General features: G+C 56.0%; 18 protein-coding genes. 8 read left to right on the forward strand and 10 right to left on the reverse strand.

Features of this window, described 5'->3' with window-relative positions:
• Position 1 precedes the first annotated feature (1 nt).
• The 5 genes from AC2FLZ_RS04535 to AC2FLZ_RS04555 all read left to right on the forward strand — a co-directional run bounded on the left by AC2FLZ_RS04535 (position 2) and on the right by AC2FLZ_RS04555 (position 4,860).
• A complete protein-coding gene (locus AC2FLZ_RS04535; RefSeq protein WP_496881877.1) occupies positions 2–1,096 on the forward strand; it encodes an ABC transporter permease in 1,095 nt (364 codons plus the stop codon).
• Positions 1,096–2,064, forward strand: a complete 969-nt coding sequence (locus AC2FLZ_RS04540) for an ABC transporter permease (protein WP_480475132.1) — start codon at positions 1,096–1,098, stop codon at positions 2,062–2,064. Before AC2FLZ_RS04535 ends, AC2FLZ_RS04540 begins: the two co-directional genes overlap by 1 nt.
• 90 nt (positions 2,065–2,154) lie before the next feature.
• On the forward strand, positions 2,155–3,078 hold the full coding sequence (locus AC2FLZ_RS04545; RefSeq protein ID WP_480483182.1) for a sulfite exporter TauE/SafE family protein: 924 nt from the start codon (positions 2,155–2,157) through the stop codon (positions 3,076–3,078).
• Positions 3,079–3,169: 91 nt separating this feature from the next.
• Positions 3,170–4,090: a sulfite exporter TauE/SafE family protein gene (locus AC2FLZ_RS04550; protein WP_480475128.1), complete on the forward strand. Its 921-nt coding sequence runs from the start codon at positions 3,170–3,172 to the stop codon at positions 4,088–4,090.
• Between the two features lie 2 nt (positions 4,091–4,092).
• A complete protein-coding gene (locus AC2FLZ_RS04555) occupies positions 4,093–4,860 on the forward strand; it encodes a TIGR02186 family protein (RefSeq protein ID WP_496881878.1) in 768 nt (255 codons plus the stop codon).
• A gap of 3 nt (positions 4,861–4,863) precedes the next feature.
• On the opposite strand, the gene AC2FLZ_RS04560 is transcribed toward AC2FLZ_RS04555, so the two are convergent.
• The 6 genes from AC2FLZ_RS04560 to AC2FLZ_RS04585 all read right to left on the reverse strand — a co-directional run bounded on the left by AC2FLZ_RS04560 (position 4,864) and on the right by AC2FLZ_RS04585 (position 11,772).
• Positions 4,864–5,592, reverse strand: a complete 729-nt coding sequence (locus AC2FLZ_RS04560) for an SDR family oxidoreductase (RefSeq protein ID WP_480554204.1) — start codon at positions 5,590–5,592, stop codon at positions 4,864–4,866.
• Positions 5,580–7,121: an ATP-dependent DNA helicase gene (locus AC2FLZ_RS04565; protein ID WP_480554205.1), complete on the reverse strand. Its 1,542-nt coding sequence runs from the start codon at positions 7,119–7,121 to the stop codon at positions 5,580–5,582. The genes AC2FLZ_RS04560 and AC2FLZ_RS04565 overlap by 13 nt, the downstream gene beginning before the upstream one ends.
• A 60-nt stretch (positions 7,122–7,181) precedes the next feature.
• The gene (locus tag AC2FLZ_RS04570; protein ID WP_480518471.1) at positions 7,182–7,820 is read right to left on the reverse strand and encodes an acyl-homoserine-lactone synthase; all 639 of its coding nucleotides are present in this window, start codon (positions 7,818–7,820) and stop codon (positions 7,182–7,184) included.
• Positions 7,821–7,902: 82 nt separating this feature from the next.
• Positions 7,903–8,622, reverse strand: coding sequence for a helix-turn-helix transcriptional regulator (locus AC2FLZ_RS04575; protein ID WP_480518469.1), 720 nt, complete (start codon positions 8,620–8,622; stop codon positions 7,903–7,905).
• Positions 8,623–8,989: 367 nt separating this feature from the next.
• Positions 8,990–10,273, reverse strand: a complete 1,284-nt coding sequence (ccrA, locus tag AC2FLZ_RS04580; RefSeq protein ID WP_480475116.1) for a crotonyl-CoA carboxylase/reductase — start codon at positions 10,271–10,273, stop codon at positions 8,990–8,992.
• 134 nt (positions 10,274–10,407) lie between these two features.
• A complete protein-coding gene (locus AC2FLZ_RS04585; protein ID WP_480622913.1) occupies positions 10,408–11,772 on the reverse strand; it encodes a 1-acyl-sn-glycerol-3-phosphate acyltransferase in 1,365 nt (454 codons plus the stop codon).
• A 51-nt stretch (positions 11,773–11,823) separates the two neighbouring features.
• On the opposite strand from AC2FLZ_RS04585, the gene AC2FLZ_RS04590 reads away from it, so the two are divergent.
• The 3 genes from AC2FLZ_RS04590 (at position 11,824) to deoD (ending at position 15,054) form a co-directional block, all read left to right on the forward strand.
• Positions 11,824–13,884 (forward strand): methylmalonyl-CoA mutase family protein, encoded by a 2,061-nt coding sequence (locus AC2FLZ_RS04590; RefSeq protein WP_480518463.1) that lies wholly within the window; start codon positions 11,824–11,826, stop codon positions 13,882–13,884.
• A gap of 124 nt (positions 13,885–14,008) precedes the next feature.
• A complete protein-coding gene (locus tag AC2FLZ_RS04595) occupies positions 14,009–14,326 on the forward strand; it encodes an H-NS histone family protein (protein ID WP_480494290.1) in 318 nt (105 codons plus the stop codon).
• 17 nt (positions 14,327–14,343) lie between these two features.
• Positions 14,344–15,054 carry a purine-nucleoside phosphorylase gene (deoD, locus tag AC2FLZ_RS04600; protein WP_480604757.1) on the forward strand — a complete coding sequence of 237 codons (711 nt, stop codon included), beginning with the start codon at positions 14,344–14,346 and terminating at the stop codon, positions 15,052–15,054.
• A 24-nt stretch (positions 15,055–15,078) separates the two neighbouring features.
• On the opposite strand, the gene AC2FLZ_RS04605 is transcribed toward deoD, so the two are convergent.
• The 4 genes from AC2FLZ_RS04605 to AC2FLZ_RS04620 all read right to left on the reverse strand — a co-directional run bounded on the left by AC2FLZ_RS04605 (position 15,079) and on the right by AC2FLZ_RS04620 (position 17,933).
• On the reverse strand, positions 15,079–15,942 hold the full coding sequence (locus AC2FLZ_RS04605; RefSeq protein ID WP_480604755.1) for an urea carboxylase-associated family protein: 864 nt from the start codon (positions 15,940–15,942) through the stop codon (positions 15,079–15,081).
• Positions 15,943–16,232: 290 nt separating this feature from the next.
• Positions 16,233–16,373 carry a hypothetical protein gene (locus AC2FLZ_RS04610; RefSeq protein WP_267363816.1) on the reverse strand — a complete coding sequence of 47 codons (141 nt, stop codon included), beginning with the start codon at positions 16,371–16,373 and terminating at the stop codon, positions 16,233–16,235.
• Positions 16,374–16,495: 122 nt separating this feature from the next.
• A complete protein-coding gene (locus tag AC2FLZ_RS04615) occupies positions 16,496–17,275 on the reverse strand; it encodes a succinate dehydrogenase iron-sulfur subunit (protein ID WP_117870326.1) in 780 nt (259 codons plus the stop codon).
• A 31-nt stretch (positions 17,276–17,306) separates the two neighbouring features.
• Positions 17,307–17,933: a sulfotransferase gene (locus tag AC2FLZ_RS04620; protein WP_480622917.1), complete on the reverse strand. Its 627-nt coding sequence runs from the start codon at positions 17,931–17,933 to the stop codon at positions 17,307–17,309.
• Positions 17,934–17,946 lie beyond the last annotated feature (13 nt).

Consider the following 17,946-nt stretch of genomic DNA (forward strand, 5'->3'; position numbering starts at 1 on the left):
GATGGAAAAAATGCCTAAATGGGCCGATGTCGTTCTGATCCCGCTGATCAGTCTGTTGCTGGCCGCTTTCCTGTCTGCGCTAGTCATCCTCGCCATCGGAGAAAACCCCGTCGAAGCTGTTAAGCTGATGGTTACAGGCGCGTTGGGGTCAACCTATGGCTGGGGCTATACGCTCTATTACGCGACAAACTTCATGTTTACCGGCCTTGCGGTCGCCGTCGCATTCCACGCCCGCTTGTTCAACATTGGTGGCGAAGGTCAGGCGATGTTGGGCGGTCTTGGGGTGGCCATGGTTTGCCTGTACGTCGACTGGCCGCATTGGAGCATTGCATTGCTTGCGGCCTGCGCGGCATCAATGCTGTTCGGTGCGTTTTGGGCCGCTATCCCAGCCTACCTTCAGGCCAAGCGCGGCAGCCATATCGTGATTACCACGATCATGTTCAATTTCATTGCCGCTGCCTTTCTGAACTACATGTTGGTCAACATCATGCGCCCGCAAGGGTCGCAGGACCCGGCAACCGCGCGATTCCCCGAAACCGTCCATCTGCCAACTTTCCAGTCAATGTTCTCGACCGCAGAAAACGTGGTGTTCCGGGGGGCTCCGGTAAACATTACATTCTTCACCGCGTTGCTGGCCTGTGTCGTCGTCTGGGCGCTGATCTGGCGGACCCGGCTGGGCTATGAAATCCGAGCTTATGGCCACTCTGAAACCGGCGCGGTCTATGCCGGTATCTCACCGGTTCGCATTACTATTGTTGCGATGCTGATCTCGGGTGCGCTGGCAGGTTTGATGGCCATCAATAACGTCATGGGCGAGGCGGAGCGCCTTGTCCTGAACTCGACCGAAGGCGCTGGGTTCATCGGGATTGCCGTGGCCCTTATGGGGCGCTCACATCCTTTCGGCGTATTGCTGGCCGCGCTTTTGTTCGGGTTCCTGTATCAGGGCGGGGCCGAGCTGGCACTGTGGGCATCGATCCCGCGCGAGCTGATCGTGGTCATTCAGGCGCTGGTGATCCTGTTCACCGGTGCGCTGGACAACATGGTACGGATGCCGCTTGAGAAACTGTTCCTTGGTATGCGGAAGAGGGCAGAGTAATGGACTTCTTTGTAACCCTCATCCAGGTTCTGGATTCGACCATCCGCCTATCCACGCCTCTTTTGCTGGCCTGTTTGGCCGGTCTGTATTCGGAACGGGCTGGCATTTTCGACATCGGGCTGGAAGGCAAAATGCTGGTGGCCGCGTTCTTTTCTGCGGCTGTCGCGGCGGTTACGGGTTCAGTCTGGCTGGGCTTGCTGGCTGGCATCGGATCCTCATTGGCGCTGTCAGGGCTGCACGGGTTGGCATCGATAACCTTCCGGGGCAACCAGCTGATTTCGGGTGTTGCAATAAACTTTCTCGCCTCGGGCCTGACAGTGCTTGTCGCCCAAAGCTGGTTCCAACAGGGCGGTCGTACGCCCTCGCTCTTTGGTGGCGGCCGGTTCGAGCCTATCAACTTTCCATTTGCCGATGCGCTTGGAGGGGTTCCGATTGTCGGCCCTATCTATTCCGAACTGCTCTCGGGCCATTCGATCCTTGTTTATGTGGCATTCCTGATGGTTCCAGCAACGTGGTGGGTGCTTTTCCGCACACGGTTCGGCCTGCGCCTGCGGGCTGTGGGTGAAAACCCGGCAGCCGTCGACACGGCAGGTGTATCCGTGGTTGGCCTGCGCTTCGCAGCCGTCGCGATCTGTGGCGTACTTTGTGGTATCGCGGGCGCTTATCTGGCGACGGCTTTGCAGGCGGGGTTCGTCAAGGAAATGACCGCTGGTCGTGGCTTTATTGCGCTGGCCGCCTTGATCTTTGCCAAATGGCGCCCGTGGCACGCCATGTGGGCCTGTTTGCTGTTTGGCCTGCTTCAGGCGGTAGCACTTCGGTTCCAAAACATCGATCTTGGCGGCGTAGTGATTCCGGTCCAGGTGATGGACGCCCTGCCCTATATCCTGACAGTTGTTATTCTGGCCGGTTTTGTCGGCAAGGCCGTGCCACCACGGGCAGGCGGAGAGCCCTACATCAAAGAGCGCTGATAAGGCCAGTTCCGAATGGAGTTTCGGTCCTGTTCGCTGCAAGGCGGCATGCAGAGTTGATTTTGCATGCTGCAACCGTTCTAAGAGGGTATGCACGTATACCTTCCCATAGCCGAAGTTTCTGTCAGCCCATTCCTGCTGTTGGGGATCGGTGGGGTCGTCGGTGTTTTATCTGGTATGTTCGGGGTCGGCGGAGGATTTTTGATCACTCCGCTGCTGTTTTTTATCGGCATTCCCCCGGCGGTTGCCGTTGCGACATCAGCCAATCAGGTTGTCGCTTCTTCCATTTCGGGATTGTTGGCGCATCTCAGGCGCAAGACCGTGGACCTGAAAATGGGAAGCGTTCTGCTGACCGGAGGGTTGTTTGGCGCGGCCCTGGGTATGGTGGTTTTCAATTTTCTCAAGCATCTCGGACAGGTCGATCTGGCTGTACAGATTTGCTATGTCGTGTTTCTGGGGGCCATCGGAACCCTGATGTTCATTGAAAGCCTTGCCGCCATCCGAAAAGCCAGAAAGTCCGGGTATCAACCTGCCCCCAAGCGACGCCAGCGTACATGGGTTCACGCACTGCCCTTCAAGATGCGGTTTCGGGCATCAAGCCTTTACATCTCGGTCATACCACCTGCACTGGTCGGGTTTGGTGTTGGCATCCTGTCGGCGATCATGGGTGTCGGCGGCGGGTTCATCATGGTACCCGCGATGATCTATGTTCTTGGCATTCCGACCAAAGTGGTTATCGGGACATCCCTGTTCCAGATCATTTTCGTCGCCGGTTTCACAACCATGATACATGCGTCGACAAATTTCAGCGTCGACATAGTGCTTGCCCTGTTCTTGTTGCTTGGCGGCGTTCTGGGCGCGCAATTGGGGACGCAGATCGGTGCACGTCTGAAAGCCGAACAGCTGCGCATTCTGTTGGCGTTGCTGGTCATGGGCGTTGCCGGAAAGATCGGATTTGACCTTCTATTGCCGCCGTTGGAGATCTTTTCTCTGGCAGAGCCTGGAGGGGTATGATGTTGTTTTCTCCGTACCACGCGACAATAACCGCTCTTGAATTCGAGTTTGATAGAAGGCAAGCCAAGACCCAGCGCAAAGTGACGGTATCATGCATATTTACCTGCCCATAGCCGAAGTCTCGGTAAATGCATTTCTACTCCTTGGTCTGGGTGGAATGGTTGGAATTCTGTCGGGGATGTTCGGGGTCGGCGGCGGGTTTCTCATGACGCCGCTGCTGTTTTTCATTGGCATACCACCGGCTGTTGCGGTTGCGACAGAGGCCAATCAGATTGTTGCATCGTCCTTTTCCGGGGTGCTGGCCCATTTTCGACGAAAGACCGTTGACCTCAAGATGGGTACGGTTTTGTTGACAGGCGGTCTAGTCGGGGCTGCATTGGGCGTTGTTGTCTTTAACTATCTAAAAAGCCTAGGCCAGGTCGACCTTCTGGTAACCCTTTGTTACGTGGTCTTCCTTGGTATCATTGGCAGCCTGATGTTCATCGAAAGCTTGAGGGCGCTGCGCAAAGCCAAGAAAGGCGGGGCAGCGCCAGCCAAGCGCCGCCAACGTGGCTGGGTTCATTCGATGCCCTTCAAGATGCGCTTTCGCACATCAGGTCTTTATATCTCGGTCATTCCACCGGTTGTAGTTGGTCTAAGCGTCGGGGTCTTGTCCGCGATTATGGGGGTCGGTGGCGGCTTCATCATGGTCCCGGCGATGATTTACCTGCTGGGAATGCCCACGAAAGTCGTTGTCGGCACATCGTTGTTTCAGATCATCTTCGTAACCGCATTTACCACGATGCTGCACGCGACCACCAACTATACAGTGGACATTGTCCTGGCGGTATTGCTGCTGGTCGGGGGCGTCATTGGCGCCCAGATCGGAACCGTAATCGGTTCGCGCATGCCGGCAGAACAACTACGCGTTCTGTTGGCGGCGCTGGTTCTGGTCGTCTGCGGCAAGCTGGCCCTTGATTTGCTTCTTGAACCATCCGAGCTTTATTCGCTTGGCAACAGCGGGGGGCATTAAGAATGCTGCGCTATGTCTTTGCCGCTTTGTGCCTGTTCTGCCTGCCCGCCGCAGCCGATGAAGAGCAGGTCGTCCTGGGCCTCAGCCAGGATCGTGTTGCGATCACTGCCGACTTTGACGGGTCTGAGATCCTCATTTTCGGGGCCATCAAACGGGAATCACCCATTCCGCCAGGCCCACCAGTCGCGGTTATTGTAGCGGTTGCAGGCCCGTCCGAGCCCGTAACGGTTCGCCGCAAAGAGCGAAAGCTTGGGATTTGGGTAAACACCGATAGCGTTCTGGTCGACCTGGCACCAAGTTTCTACGCAGTTGCCACCAGCGAACCGTTGGATCAAATTCTGACCGATACCGAAGACCTGCGTCACCGCATTTCGATCGAACGCGCGATCCGGTCGGTCGGAGCGGCGATGTACATCCGTGGTGCTCAGGATTTTGCAGATGCCGTGATCCGTATCCGTGAATCTGAACAGCTGTATTCCATCCGCGAGAACACTGTGGCCGTGGACGAACAAACCTTGTTCCGGACGTCAATTGACATGCCTGCGGACCTGACCGAAGGGGATTACTCAGCTCGGATCTTCCTGACCCGCGGAGGAGAGGTTGTATCGCAATACGAAACCAAAATCGACGTCCGCAAAGTCGGGTTGGAGCGGTTTCTGTACAATATGTCCCGTCAGCAACCCGTTTGGTACGGGCTGATGTCATTGGTTATCGCAATTGCCGCGGGTTGGGGCGCGTCGACAGCGTTCCGACTGTTGCGGGAAAACTGACACTCACCCCCTGCCGATATAGGGCATGGTCGTGGCCATGACCGTCATGAACTGCACATTCGCCTCGGGCGGCAGGGTGGCCATATGCAGAACGGAACGCGCGGCATCTTCAACCGCCATGGTTGGGTCCGGCGTCTGGCCTGCCGCCTGCGCCGCATCCACCAGATCCTGAACCATCTGCGTGCGTGCGTTGCCGATATCGATCTGACCACATGCAATTCCAAAGGATCGTCCATCCAGTGAAAGGCTGCGCGTCAGCCCCGTAATGGCATGTTTGGTCGCCGAATAATGTACAGAATTCGGACGCGGAACATGCGCTGCAATCGATCCGTTATTGATGATCCGCCCGCCCTGCGGGCTTTGATGACGCATGATCCCAAAGGCCTCACGCGCGCATAGAAACATACCGTTCAGGTTGACGTTGACGGTTTGATACCAATCGTCCAACGCGATTTCGTCGATTGTGCCCCCGCGGGCAAAAATACCAGCGTTGTTAAACAGAACATCAAGTCGCCCTGTCCGATCCATGAATACGTGGAACGCCTGTTTGACTGCGTCCGGGTCGGTCACATCGGCGGGCATTGCTATGGCCGCCGGGTATTCTTGCGCGAGGGCATTCAGCTTGTCCGCGCTGCGCGCCAGCAGCCCGACCGTCCAGCCCTGCGCCAGAAAAAGCTCGGCGGTGGCCCGACCGATGCCAGAGCTTGCACCAGTTACGATTATGGAACCCATGTCTCTTCTGCCTTCAGTGCGAGTGAAACTGCGGGGACCGCGCGCAAATCATCTATCTGCAACGGGTGGGTGGGTTTTGACAATCGATTGCGAACCACCCAGATCAAACGCTCCTGTGCGCGGGTGATCGCGACATAAGCCAAACGCTTCCACAAAGGCTGCCCGGCCTCAGTACGGCCCATCCGGGCGGCGGCGTAAATGTCAGGGGCAAACACCTGAACCGTGTCCCACTGTGATCCTTGTGCCTTGTGTATCGTCACTGCAGCCCCGTGCAAAAATGTCGCCCCCATACGGGCGGCAAAAGGAATGAAGGGCTCTTCCTCATCCGGTTTTTCGATCTGGACAATCGACGCGGCGCTGACCTGTGGGTCTTCGGCCCCGATCACATGCAAGCGAGAAAACCCCGGCTTGCGACCGGGACCAAGATAGACAACCTGGGCCCCCTTGATCAGGCCGCGCGCCTCAAGATCCAACCGCTTTTTGCGGTGCTTCAACGGCAACTCGATCCCGTCGCAGATCAGCGGCTCACCTTCCAAAAGCTCCGTATCCGGTGCGCCATGAACTTGCCTGAACGCCTGTATCAAACGAATGCGCGTGGCGTTGCGCCAGACCAGAACCGGGCTGCGCGCCATCAGATCAACTTCGACCCGCTGCCCCCAAACGACCCTGTCATCCCGGCGGGCGGTGTCTTCGACCAAACGCTCAAATTCTTCAAATCCCATCGACGGATTGGCAAGAGCGTGCGCCAGATCCAGGATCGGGTTATCCGCGTCTTGCCGATGTACCCGCTGAAGCGTCAGCTTTCGTGGTTCGGGCAAGGCTTCAAACACCATGCTGCCGGACTGATTGACCGGAGCCAGCTGTGCGGGATCACCGAACAGCAGAAGGGTCGGGAATATCTCTTTCAGGTCTTCGAACTGACGATCATCCAGCATCGACGCCTCGTCGACAAACCCGATGTCCAGCGGTTCCTCGCGGCGTTTCCAACCTGTAATGAAGTCAGATCCGCGCAATCCGGCAGCGGCCAGCGCTCCGGGAATCGATTTGTTGTTACGATAAAACGCAGCAGCACGGTCCAAAGCTTCGTCTGTCAGACCTTCGATCTCGGGGCGCTCGTCATTTCCGGCCAGCCATTCGGCGATACGCTCGTATTCCGGGTCATAGACCGGCGTATAAAGGATGCGGTGAATTGTGGTTGCCGGAACACCTCGAAGGCGCAGAACACTTGCGGCTTTGTTCGTAGGGGCCAGAATAGCAAGGCTGCGCTTGTCTCTGGATTTACGACTTTCGTAGTCGCCGGACACGACCTGAACACCGGTCTCAGCCAGCGCTTTGTAAAGTTTGGCCAACAGCAACGTCTTGCCGGACCCGGCCTTGCCGATCACAGCCATCACGCCAGACTTCCCTGCCCCCGGCAGTTTCAGAAGGGCATCGTCCTCCAGGTCGACACCGGCTGAGCGCAGCATCTCGGCGATGCTGTCATACGCGGCGGCCTGATCATCTGAGAAGGTCACATTCGGCAAAGACATGGCGCGACCCTACAGGGCCGCGCCAACCATCACCAGATGCGGATTTGCGTTTTCCGGTCCTTAGGCAGACAGGGCAAATCGGTGCAGTTTGGATCGCCCGAAAGCTGCATTGAACCACATGCGCGAAAGCTCACGCGGGATGCCCGCCCGTTCGGCCACGCGGTTGCAATCATCCGCTGAATAGGGCCATAGCCCGACCGAGATCTGGTCACGCCCTGTGCCTTGGGTTCCAAGAACCTCGGGGGACGACCCGATCAGACGATAGATCCGGATCATGCGGGCATCAAATACACCGGCAATATGCGTCAGGCCAAAGCCCTCCATCATCTCACCGCCGCTGAGCATGATGGCCCCGGCAGTGTGCGGGCTGGCTGTGCGGGACAGGCAGAACCGGGTCACCTCCCAGATCAGAGGGCTGCAAATCGGCTTTCCACCGTTGAGATGCCCAAACACCTCATTGATCATTACCCGGCCGGTTGTCGGCAATACCCGCATTGACCCACCATGGCTGCCATCCGGTTCTTCCCAGATGACATAAAGCGGGTTGAGGTCGTCGTACTCATCCCGCTCTTCTCCTTTTTTGTTGACATGGACGTCCCACCCCAACCGGGTTTTGAACTGATCTGCGCGATCCTTGAACATCCCCTCAGCCAGAGTCGGAAATCTGTGTAACTCATCGGCATATAGATAACGCAACATGACTTTTCCCCTTGTCGTCCTGTGCAGGAACGAAGGGGGTACAGAGTCGTGGTTAATATTGCGTTTTGAGGACGCTTTGCCCTTAAACGACTATTAATCCCCGGCTGAGTGCCGTTGCGATTGCGTGGGTCGTGTTAAGGGCTCCGAGTTTCGATCGGGCGCTTTCAATGTAAACGCGTAACGTGTGTTCGGAAATCGACAGGGAATGCGCCACCTGAGCGCGGCTGTAACCCAGTGCCAAAAGGGTAATGGCGTCGATTTCACGGGGCGACAGGCTGCGCGTTGCATCCGGTTGCCTGTCTTTTTCAAACTCCAGCGCTTTGCGATTGATATAGTGCGCAACAAGAATCAACTCGCGCCCAAAGGTCGAGATGAAGGTCTGCCAAGTTTGATCGTCGCAACTATGGTTAACGGTAAAAAGAGCGAACTGGCCGTTTGGCCCTCGGATCGGGATCGAGTATCCCTGATTGCCGACCCCATGGTCGTGGGCATCCTGAAGGAATGATTTGGCCACCTTGCTGGACCAGTCCAGAGACTTCCAGTCAACCGGGTGAAATCGCTGGAAACACCCCAGAATTACAGGATCAATACGATGATAGTTTTTTTCCCTGTATCGTTCGTCCCAGGCGTCTGAGTAGGTCGTATAGCCGTATTGGTCCCCCGCGCCGTCAACCCAGTGATATGTCAGATGTGCGACCTTCAAAGTGTCTCGCAGACATTCGGCAACGGTGCTGAGCTCTTCAAGCGTGCTGGTGTTTTCCAAATCCTGAAGGATTTGACCCAAATCGGTTTTCGTTCCCATCCGCGGGCGCCCGTGCCTCGTTCTTTAGGGACGCGATCTCGGCCGCCGCAATCAGCCTTGTATCATCAAGCTGTTCTGCAAGCGCGCTCAACCCATTCGCAACGGCAAAAGCGTTGAGGTCCGATAGTACGTCCAATATCCACTCATTTTGCGCCATCAGGGTCTCTCTGAAACAGTTAACGAAGCGTTAACACAACCATAACATGTATGATCTTTTTCGACCTATTCACCGGTTTCTACTCCCCAAAAATAGCGGGAGTAATAATCGCAAGCATTTGAAACCATGAAAAAGGTCTGCAAACAGCAAACCACCCGCGAACCGGCAGTGCGATTCGCGGGTGGTTTTTGTCTAAGGTCCTGAACTGTTTCAGCCTGCGTCCAAAACTTCTTCGAGTGTGCGCAGCCCGGTACGCGGCGCCTGAACAAGCACAGACATGTTGCCCGGCTTGTGTTCATTCCGCAGCATTTTCATATGTGCTTCCGGAAGGTCGTTCCAGGCAAACACCTCGGACATACAGGGGTCCAGACGGCGCTCGACCATCAGCTTGTTCGCCGCTGCCGCTTGTTTCAGATGGGCAAAATGCGAACCCTGCAGGCGTTTCTGGTGCATCCACATGTAACGTACGTCGAATGTGCAGTTGAACCCGGACGTCCCCGCACAAATCACAACCATGCCGCCTTTTTTCACCACGAAGGTCGAGACCGGGAAGGTGCTTTCGCCCGGATGCTCGAACACCATGTCGACATTGTTGCCCTTGCCGGTGATATCCCAGATCGCCTTGCCGAACTTGCGGGCCTCTTTGAACCACTCGGCGTATTCAGGCGTATTGACCGTGGGCAGTTGGCCCCAGCAATTAAAGTCGCGGCGGTTCAAAACCCCTTTTGCGCCCAGACCCATGACGAAATCGCGCTTGCTTTCGTCCGAAATCACCCCGATCGCGTTTGCCCCGGCTGTGTTGATCAACTGGATAGCATAAGACCCCAGACCGCCCGAGGCACCCCAGACCAGAACGTTCTGACCCGGTTTCAGGTCGTGCGGTTCGTGACCAAACAGCATACGGTAAGCTGTCGCGAGTGTCAGCGTGTAGCACGCCGCTTCTTCCCAGGTCAGGTGCTTGGGGCGCGGCATCAACTGCTGAGCTTGCACGCGTGTGAACTGGCTGAACGAGCCGTCAGGTGTTTCATAGCCCCAGATCCGCTGACTGGTCGAGTACATTGGGTCGCCGCCGTTGCATTCTTCGTCGTCGCCATCGTCCTGGTTGCAGTGGATGACAACTTCATCGCCAACCTTCCAGCGCTTGACCTTGTCACCAACAGCCCAGACGATACCCGATGCATCAGAGCCTGCGACATGGTACGGTGCCTTGTGGCCATCGAAGGGGCTGATCGGCTGGCCCAATGCAGCCCAGACACCGTTGTAGTTAACGCCTGCTGCCATCACCAGAACAAGTACCTCATTGCTGTCCAGCGTGGGTACATCGACCACTTCCTGCTGCATCGCAGTGTTTGGCTCGCCATGGCGTTCCTTTCGGATGGCCCATGCGTACATTTGTTTCGGGACATATCCCATCGGAGGGATCTCACCCATTTCATAGAGGTCTTTTTCAGGTGCCTCATACGACGCGATACCGGTTTCGGTGTCCAAAGCCATGCTGGCCTCCTTTTTCAATACTTTTGCCGCGACGCAGAATCGCGTGCTTTATCAGATGAAATATTGGCCATCGCGAAATATTGCAACCGTTTTTGATGCTAAATTGTAATTTTATGACCCAGCGGTCGCAGAAATTATTTTGCATACGCAGAAACAGAAGGGCGCGCGGAAACCGGTACAGACGCTGCATAATACTCCAGCAAATCACCGCGTTGGCCAGATTCGGAAAGAACATGCCCCTGCCGCTTGAGTATCCGTCGTTCAATCAACTGATCCAAAGCGCTTGATATGGCCGACGCATTGTCTTGGGTCTGCTTACCGTCACGTTCCATCATCGCCTGAATACAGGACCGCAGATCCTGTTCCGCCATCGGCCCATTGTCACGTATCAGCAAACAAGCCGCAGGGGCCGGGACCAACGGGATCGCGTTCTGGATACGCTGCATCAATGTGCGCGCCAGATCGGTCATCATGTCGTCACTGCCCTCGGCCCGGAACTCTTTCAGAGAAATCGGGATTCCGTACCGGACCGATGCCAGCCCGAACCGCTTGTAGCGCCCGATCACTCGCCGCCAGAACTGTTTGAGAATCCAACGCGTGATGACCCCGATCCGGGCCCGAAAACGACGTTCTGTTCCTAACGCTGCGCGGGTCAAAATGGTGTCTTCAAGCACGCGGTCATAATTCAAAGCGACAGGAACGAATACGACATCACGCCCCTGCGACGTCGTCCCATCCATTATATACTTGAGCAATCCAAGCTTTGGGCGGGCGAGCGCTCCTGTCAGGCTTAAACCACCTTCTGGAAACATGGCTTGCGTAACACCGGCTTCGGTCGCATGGCGCACATAGGTGGACAAAACCTGCCGGTAGAGCTCGCTGCCTGACTTGCGCCGGATAAAGTAGGCCCCCATTGCCCGGATCAACCGGCTCAGCGGCCAAACCCGCGCCCATTCTCCTACTGCGTAGGATAAAGCAGAGTGCGGGGCCGCCAGATATGTAACCAACACGTAGTCCATATTGCTTCTGTGGTTCATCACAAAAACAACGGTTGCATCAGGGTCGATTGTCCTGACCGCGTCTTCGTCCTCGTAGCTAAGCCGCACCTCGTAGAACGTGTTGCTTAACAGCCGGGCTAGCCGGATCGCAAAACTGAAATAGGCGAAGGCGGAAAAGGACGGCACGATCTCGCGGGCATAGCGGCGTGCCTGTTCGGACGCAACGGCTTCGGGTATTCCAGTTTCGAGGGCGTGATGCTGAACCGCTTTACCAACCTGCGGATCATAAATCAGCCGTTGAATCATGTCGTGCCGACGGGCCAGCTTGAACGGTTGGATCGGACGTTGCAGGCGCTGGTTCAAACGCGCCACGGCACGTTCCAACCGGCGGCGGAAAAACCATCGGACTGACGGGAACAGAAAATGTGAAGCGAAAGTAACCATGGCAAAGACCACGATCAGCACAAAAAGCCAAAGCGGAAGTTCCACGGTTTGCGTCATGGCCGCACCTTGCCACCAATCGCAGCTGCTCACAATCTGAACAATTGCGGGATGCCGCAACGCAGCGAATTGACATGTCCCGAAAATTGCGCTTTAGAACCTCAGGACGTAATTTTATTGCCCACCGAAACGCGAGGCCCCTTCATGACGCAGATGCAGAAAGATCGCCCCTGGCTCATCCGGACCTATGCCGGTCATTCTACCGCCAAGGCCTCGAACGCGCTTTATCGTGGCAACCTCGCCAAAGGGCAAACCGGTCTTTCAGTTGCCTTCGATCTGCCCACCCAGACCGGATATGACAGTGACCACACGTTGGCACGTGGCGAAGTTGGCAAGGTCGGGGTGCCCGTCTGCCATCTGGGCGATATGCGGGTTTTGTTCGATCAGATTCCGCTGGAACAGATGAACACGTCAATGACGATCAACGCGACCGCCCCTTGGTTGCTAGCCCTTTACATCGCCGCGGCCGAGGAACAAGGCGCTGACGTTTCCAAATTGCAGGGCACGGTCCAGAACGACCTGATCAAGGAATATCTGAGCCGGGGCACTTATGTTTGCCCGCCAAAACCGTCGCTGAAGATGATCGCAGACGTGGCTGAGTATTGCTATTCCAACGTCCCCAAGTGGAACCCGATGAATGTGTGTTCCTATCACCTGCAAGAGGCAGGCGCGACACCGGAACAAGAACTTGCTTATGCGCTGGCAACAGCCATTGCCGTGCTGGACGAGCTGCGCCCCCGTGTTCCGGTCGAAGATTTTCCGGCACTGTGTGGTCGGATTTCGTTTTTCGTGAATGCAGGAATCCGTTTTGTTACCGAAATGTGCAAAATGCGCGCGTTTGTTGATCTTTGGGATGAAATTCTGCAACAGCGGTATAGTGTTGAGAACCCAAAGTTCCGCCGCTTCCGCTATGGTGTGCAGGTGAACTCACTGGGCCTGACCGAACAGCAGCCAGAGAACAACGTATACCGCATCCTTATTGAAATGCTGGCCGTGACGCTGTCGAAAAGCGCGCGCGCCCGCGCGGTGCAGTTGCCTGCATGGAACGAGGCACTTGGCCTGCCACGCCCCTGGGACCAGCAATGGTCCATGCGGATGCAGCAAATTCTGGCCTATGAAACTGATCTGTTGGAATTCGATGACCTGTTCGATGGCAACCCGGCTGTTGATGCCAAGGTCGAAGAATTGAAAGCAGGCGCGCGGGCAGAGCTGGCAAACCTAGATTCGATGGGCGGTGCGGTTGCGTCTATTGAGTATATGAAATCCCGCCTTGTGGATTCCAACGCCGAACGTCTGAACCGGATCGAACGCAACGAAACCGTCGTTGTCGGCGTGAACAAATGGATGGAAGGCGAGGCTTCCCCCCTTCAGACTGAAGATGGCGGCATCATGGTCGTTGATCCTGCCGTGGAACAGGAACAGATCGACCGCTTGAATGCGTGGCGGGCTGAGCGGGACGAAGCGGCTGTTGCAGCGACCTTGGCCGCGTTGCGCCAAGCGGCTCAGACAGGAGCAAACGTCATGGAGCCGTCCATTGCCGCTGCCAAGGCGGGTGTGACCACCGGCGAATGGGCCGAAGAGATGCGCAAGGTCTTCGGCACTTATCGTGGTCCGACCGGCGTTTCCGGATCGGTCTCGAACAAAACCGAAGGGTTGGATGACCTGCGCGCGGCGGTTGATGCCGTCAGCGACAAACTGGGGCGACGCCTGAAATTTCTGGTTGGAAAACCGGGATTGGACGGCCATTCCAACGGCGCCGAACAAATCGCGTTCCGTGCCCGCGACTGCGGCATGGATATCAGCTATGAGGGTATCCGGCTGACCCCGGAAGAAATTGTCACCTCAGCCCGCGACGATGACGCACATGTCATCGGGTTGTCGATCCTGTCCGGTAGCCATCTGCCTTTGGTCGAAGATGTAATGGATCGGCTGCAGAAGGCTGGCTTGTCTCACATTCCCGTGGTTGTTGGCGGAATTATTCCGGATGACGATGCCGCAAAATTGAAAGCCATGGGTGTAGCCAAGGTTTACACCCCCAAAAACTTTGAACTTAATGCGATCATGAGCGATATCGTAACACTGGTTGACCCCAAAAACCTCGCAGCCGAGTAACTGAGGTTTTAGACCCTTAATTCCCCGTTTCTTCCCTTTTGATATTTGGGATGGAATAAACCATTCGTTAGAATTACGGTGCGCACTCAAGTGCACCGTAAATAATATCCTTCGGAGATGAATGATGGGGATCAATCTTGAACAGATGTCGCGTAAAGACCTTTTGGCATTGCGTGACGATGTCGAAAAAGCCTTGGTAGGAGCCGAAAAACGCGAGCGCCGTGAGGCTTTGAAAGCCGCAGAAAAGGCTGCCGCGGAATTCGGATACTCGCTGTCCGAGCTTTCAGGCGACGCACCCCGCGCATCCAAGAACACGAAAACAAAAGAAAAATACCGCAACCCTGCCAATCCGGAACAAACCTGGACAGGTCGTGGCCGCAAGCCGAAATGGGTGCATGACGCGTTGCAGGCGGGTGCCGATATTTCCGATCTTGAAATCTGATCGGGGCGGAACAAACAATGACAATTCATATCGGCGCTGAAAAAGGTGAAATTGCAGAAACCGTTCTATTACCCGGAGATCCTTATCGGGCGAAATGGGCGGCCGAGACGTTTTTGGACGATGTGAAGCAAGTCAATAACGTTCGGGGGATGCTTGGGTTTACCGGAAATTGGAAGGGAAATCCTGTAACGATACAGGGTAGCGGCATGGGAATGCCCTCGCTCTCCATTTACGTAAACGAGTTAATTTGCGATTACGGCGCAAAAACCCTGATCCGAATTGGGTCGTGTGGCGGAATGCAGGACAGCGTAAAAATTCGAGACGTCATTCTGGCAATGACGTCAACAACGCTGAGTACGCCGTCACGCGGTATCATGAAAGAACTGAACTTTGCACCCTGCGCCGATTGGAGTTTGTTGCAGGCGGCCGCAAAGGCGGCGGCTGCCAAAGCAACCCCTACCCATGTCGGCGGGATTTATTCTTCGGACGTTTTCTATGATGATCGCCCGGACCTGAATGAACAGATGGTGCGCCACGGGATTCTCGGCGTCGAAATGGAGGCGGCCGAGCTCTATATCCTTGCAGCGCGCCACAAATGCCGTGCTCTGGCAGTTCTCACCGTTTCCGATCACCTTCTAACGGGAGAGGCTCTGCCATCCTCGGAACGTGAAAGCAGCTTTGGAGACATGGTGGAAATCGCGCTACAGGCCGCATTTCCGAGCAGCTGACAATGATGTAGTTGCCCGCTGAACCTAGCGCCCGTGCGTGCGATCATAGCCATTGCGCGCCGGGCTTTCCCAGCTGTCCAGGTCTGTGACCGTCGCGGCAAATGTTTCGACCAGCAAGGGAAAACACGCGGCTGTGTCCGAGGAATGTTCGGAGGAACAATCCCCACCCGGACAAGCGCTGAGATTGCCCAGCAGATCGATCTCAGCAAAGAACTCCAGATAGTCGCCGGGGCGAACGGGCGATGCTTTCATGAAATACTGACCTGTATCCCGAGTGAAACCGGTACACATGAAGACGTTCAGAACGTCGTGCACCACAGGTTCGGCCTCATCCATCGGAATACTCAGATGATCCGCCAGCGCGCGGGTCAGGTTGGAATGACAACAGTGGTGATACTGCGTGCCGGACAGCAAATTGCCCGTATATGGATCACAACGCGTGCCGATTACGTCATGAACCGATCCCCCGTATGCATCGATCCCGTACCATTCCAGTGTATCCGCTATGATCGTGGCCATCGGGCGCAGATGTGGGAAACTGGACCACATCCGCTCTCCGGTGGTCAGGTGCGTGCCATGCAAAGCCCGCGTTTTTCCGGAATAAAAGCGCTCGGATAAATCATTGCGGTTCCACAGGTTCAAATCGCCAACCTGCGGGCCTTCAACCGATGTGATGCGAAAGAAATGCCCGGCAGGTACATCAAAACAGCACGCCTCACGCGGAGGAACCAGGACTTCGCCGGTTTTGACTGCCCGTTGGCGTACAGATCTCATCCAGGGCAAATCTGGTCGCGGCAAGGCATCGTTCGGATAACAAATAACAGGGGCGACCGAACGACGGGCTTCGGCATCTTCGGGGGGGCGGGCAGTATTCTCAGAACCAGTCATGGCGTGCAGAGTGGCGGATTCTCTGGCTCGCGAAAAGCCCTATTCTCAACCATCACTTGCCTTCAGGCATCGCATAGGTTGGTCCGTCGCAGCGATTTCCGCTCCACAATAGTTGCACCGCCAGATGCCATGACGTCTGTCCTGTCGCCAGCGACAATCACGTGTCAGCGTTGAATGGCGCGAGCGCCAGAAAAAATAGGCGAACACTCCGGCAACCAACAAAAGCAGAAGAACAGGCATTCCTCTGCTTTGCCGATTGACCGAAGTTTTTCAAGGGCTGTCGTATTGGATCAGGCCGCGTTTGCGTATTCGAACAGCTCGGGCTCTTTGTCGGCTTTAACCGGTTCCGGCGTGTAGTAGGCCCATGCCTGCTCCAGCAGTTTCAGCGCCTCTTTAGCGTCGATTTTTTGTTTGGATGTGTTTGCATTCATTGGAGTGATCCTGACTCGAACTCATCACTCCTCCCTGACCAAAAAATAAGGCAATGCAGCCGGGGCCACATCGCCTTATTTTGCAAGATCGACATGCGTTTACCGCAATTCGGTGCAGGTTATTATACCGCGCGTTCGACCATCATCTTTTTAATCTCGGCAATCGCCTTGGCCGGGTTCAAACCTTTGGGGCAGGTCTTGGCACAGTTCATGATGGTGTGGCAGCGATAGAGCTTGAACGGATCTTCCAACTCGTCCAGACGCTCACCCGTGGCCTCATCCCGGCTGTCGATGATCCAGCGATATGCGTGCAACAGAGCAGCAGGGCCGAGATACCGGTCGCCGTTCCACCAGTAGCTCGGGCACGAGGTCGAGCAGCTGGCGCACATCACACACTCATAGAGACCATCCAGCTTTTTCCGATCTTCGATCGACTGCTTCCATTCCTTTGCAGGACGGTTGGTCTTGGTTTCCAGCCACGGCATGATCGACGCATGCTGGGCATAGAAATGGGTCAGATCAGGGATAAGGTCCTTGACCACAGGCATATGCGGCAGCGGATAGATTTTCACGTCGCCCTTGATCTCATCCATGCCATAGATACAGGCCAGCGTGTTGATCCCGTCAATATTCATCGCGCACGAGCCGCAGATGCCTTCACGGCATGACCGGCGAAATGTCAGGGTCGGGTCGATTTCGTTCTTGATCTTGATCAGCGCGTCCAAAACCATCGGCCCGCACGTGTCCATATCGACAAAGTAGGTATCGACACGGGGGTTCTGTCCGTCATCCGGGTTCCAGCGATAGATCTGGAACTTTCGCACATTGGTCGCGCCATCCGGCTTTGGCCAAGTCTTGCCGGTGATAATCCGGGAATTTTTGGGCAGGGTCAGTTGAACCATGTCAATTCTCCATTCAGCACAAGGCCGCCTTTCAGCCTGTCCGGGCGCGCTGAGACGCCCCTCGGTTATAATGCCCCCAATGGGCGATGTTCACGTCAAAATCCGACGCGAGCCAGTCCGCAACGCGTTGCGGATCGTCACAGTCGATATCAAAGCGCAGGAAGCGCGGGTTGCCGTCGAAATAGGCTTCTACTTCGGCATGGTGCACATCATACATATGTGCCCAGCCGTGTTTCACTTCATCGGCCGTTTGTCCATTGGCCTTGCAGCATCGCTCAAGGTACCTACCGCCGGAATGGTTGGCACGGGATGCGATCCAGTCATCGCGATTGCGCGTGTTCAGCAAGAAAAAGGCGTCCGGGTAAGCCGCATGCAATTCACGGAAGAAACGCGCCCCGTCCAGCATGAAGCGTGAGCTGACGAAAGCGATGTCGGTGAAGGCCCGCACCGCTCCGAACCCGTCCAGTGGTCGTCGCCCCATGGCTATGTTGGTCAACATGCGGTGCGCAAGGTTTCGGCCCTGGTCATCTTCCCAATGAACTGACGGTATCCCGCTGTTCTGGAACAGCCTGTGAAACGAGGTCGTTGCACAGCGGTTCAGCCCGATCAGGATGATCTTGGGATAGCCTGAACCGGATTGCAGGACCTCGACCGTCATGACAAGCACCGGA

The organism is Ruegeria sp. YKSF131 (assembly GCF_059612645.1).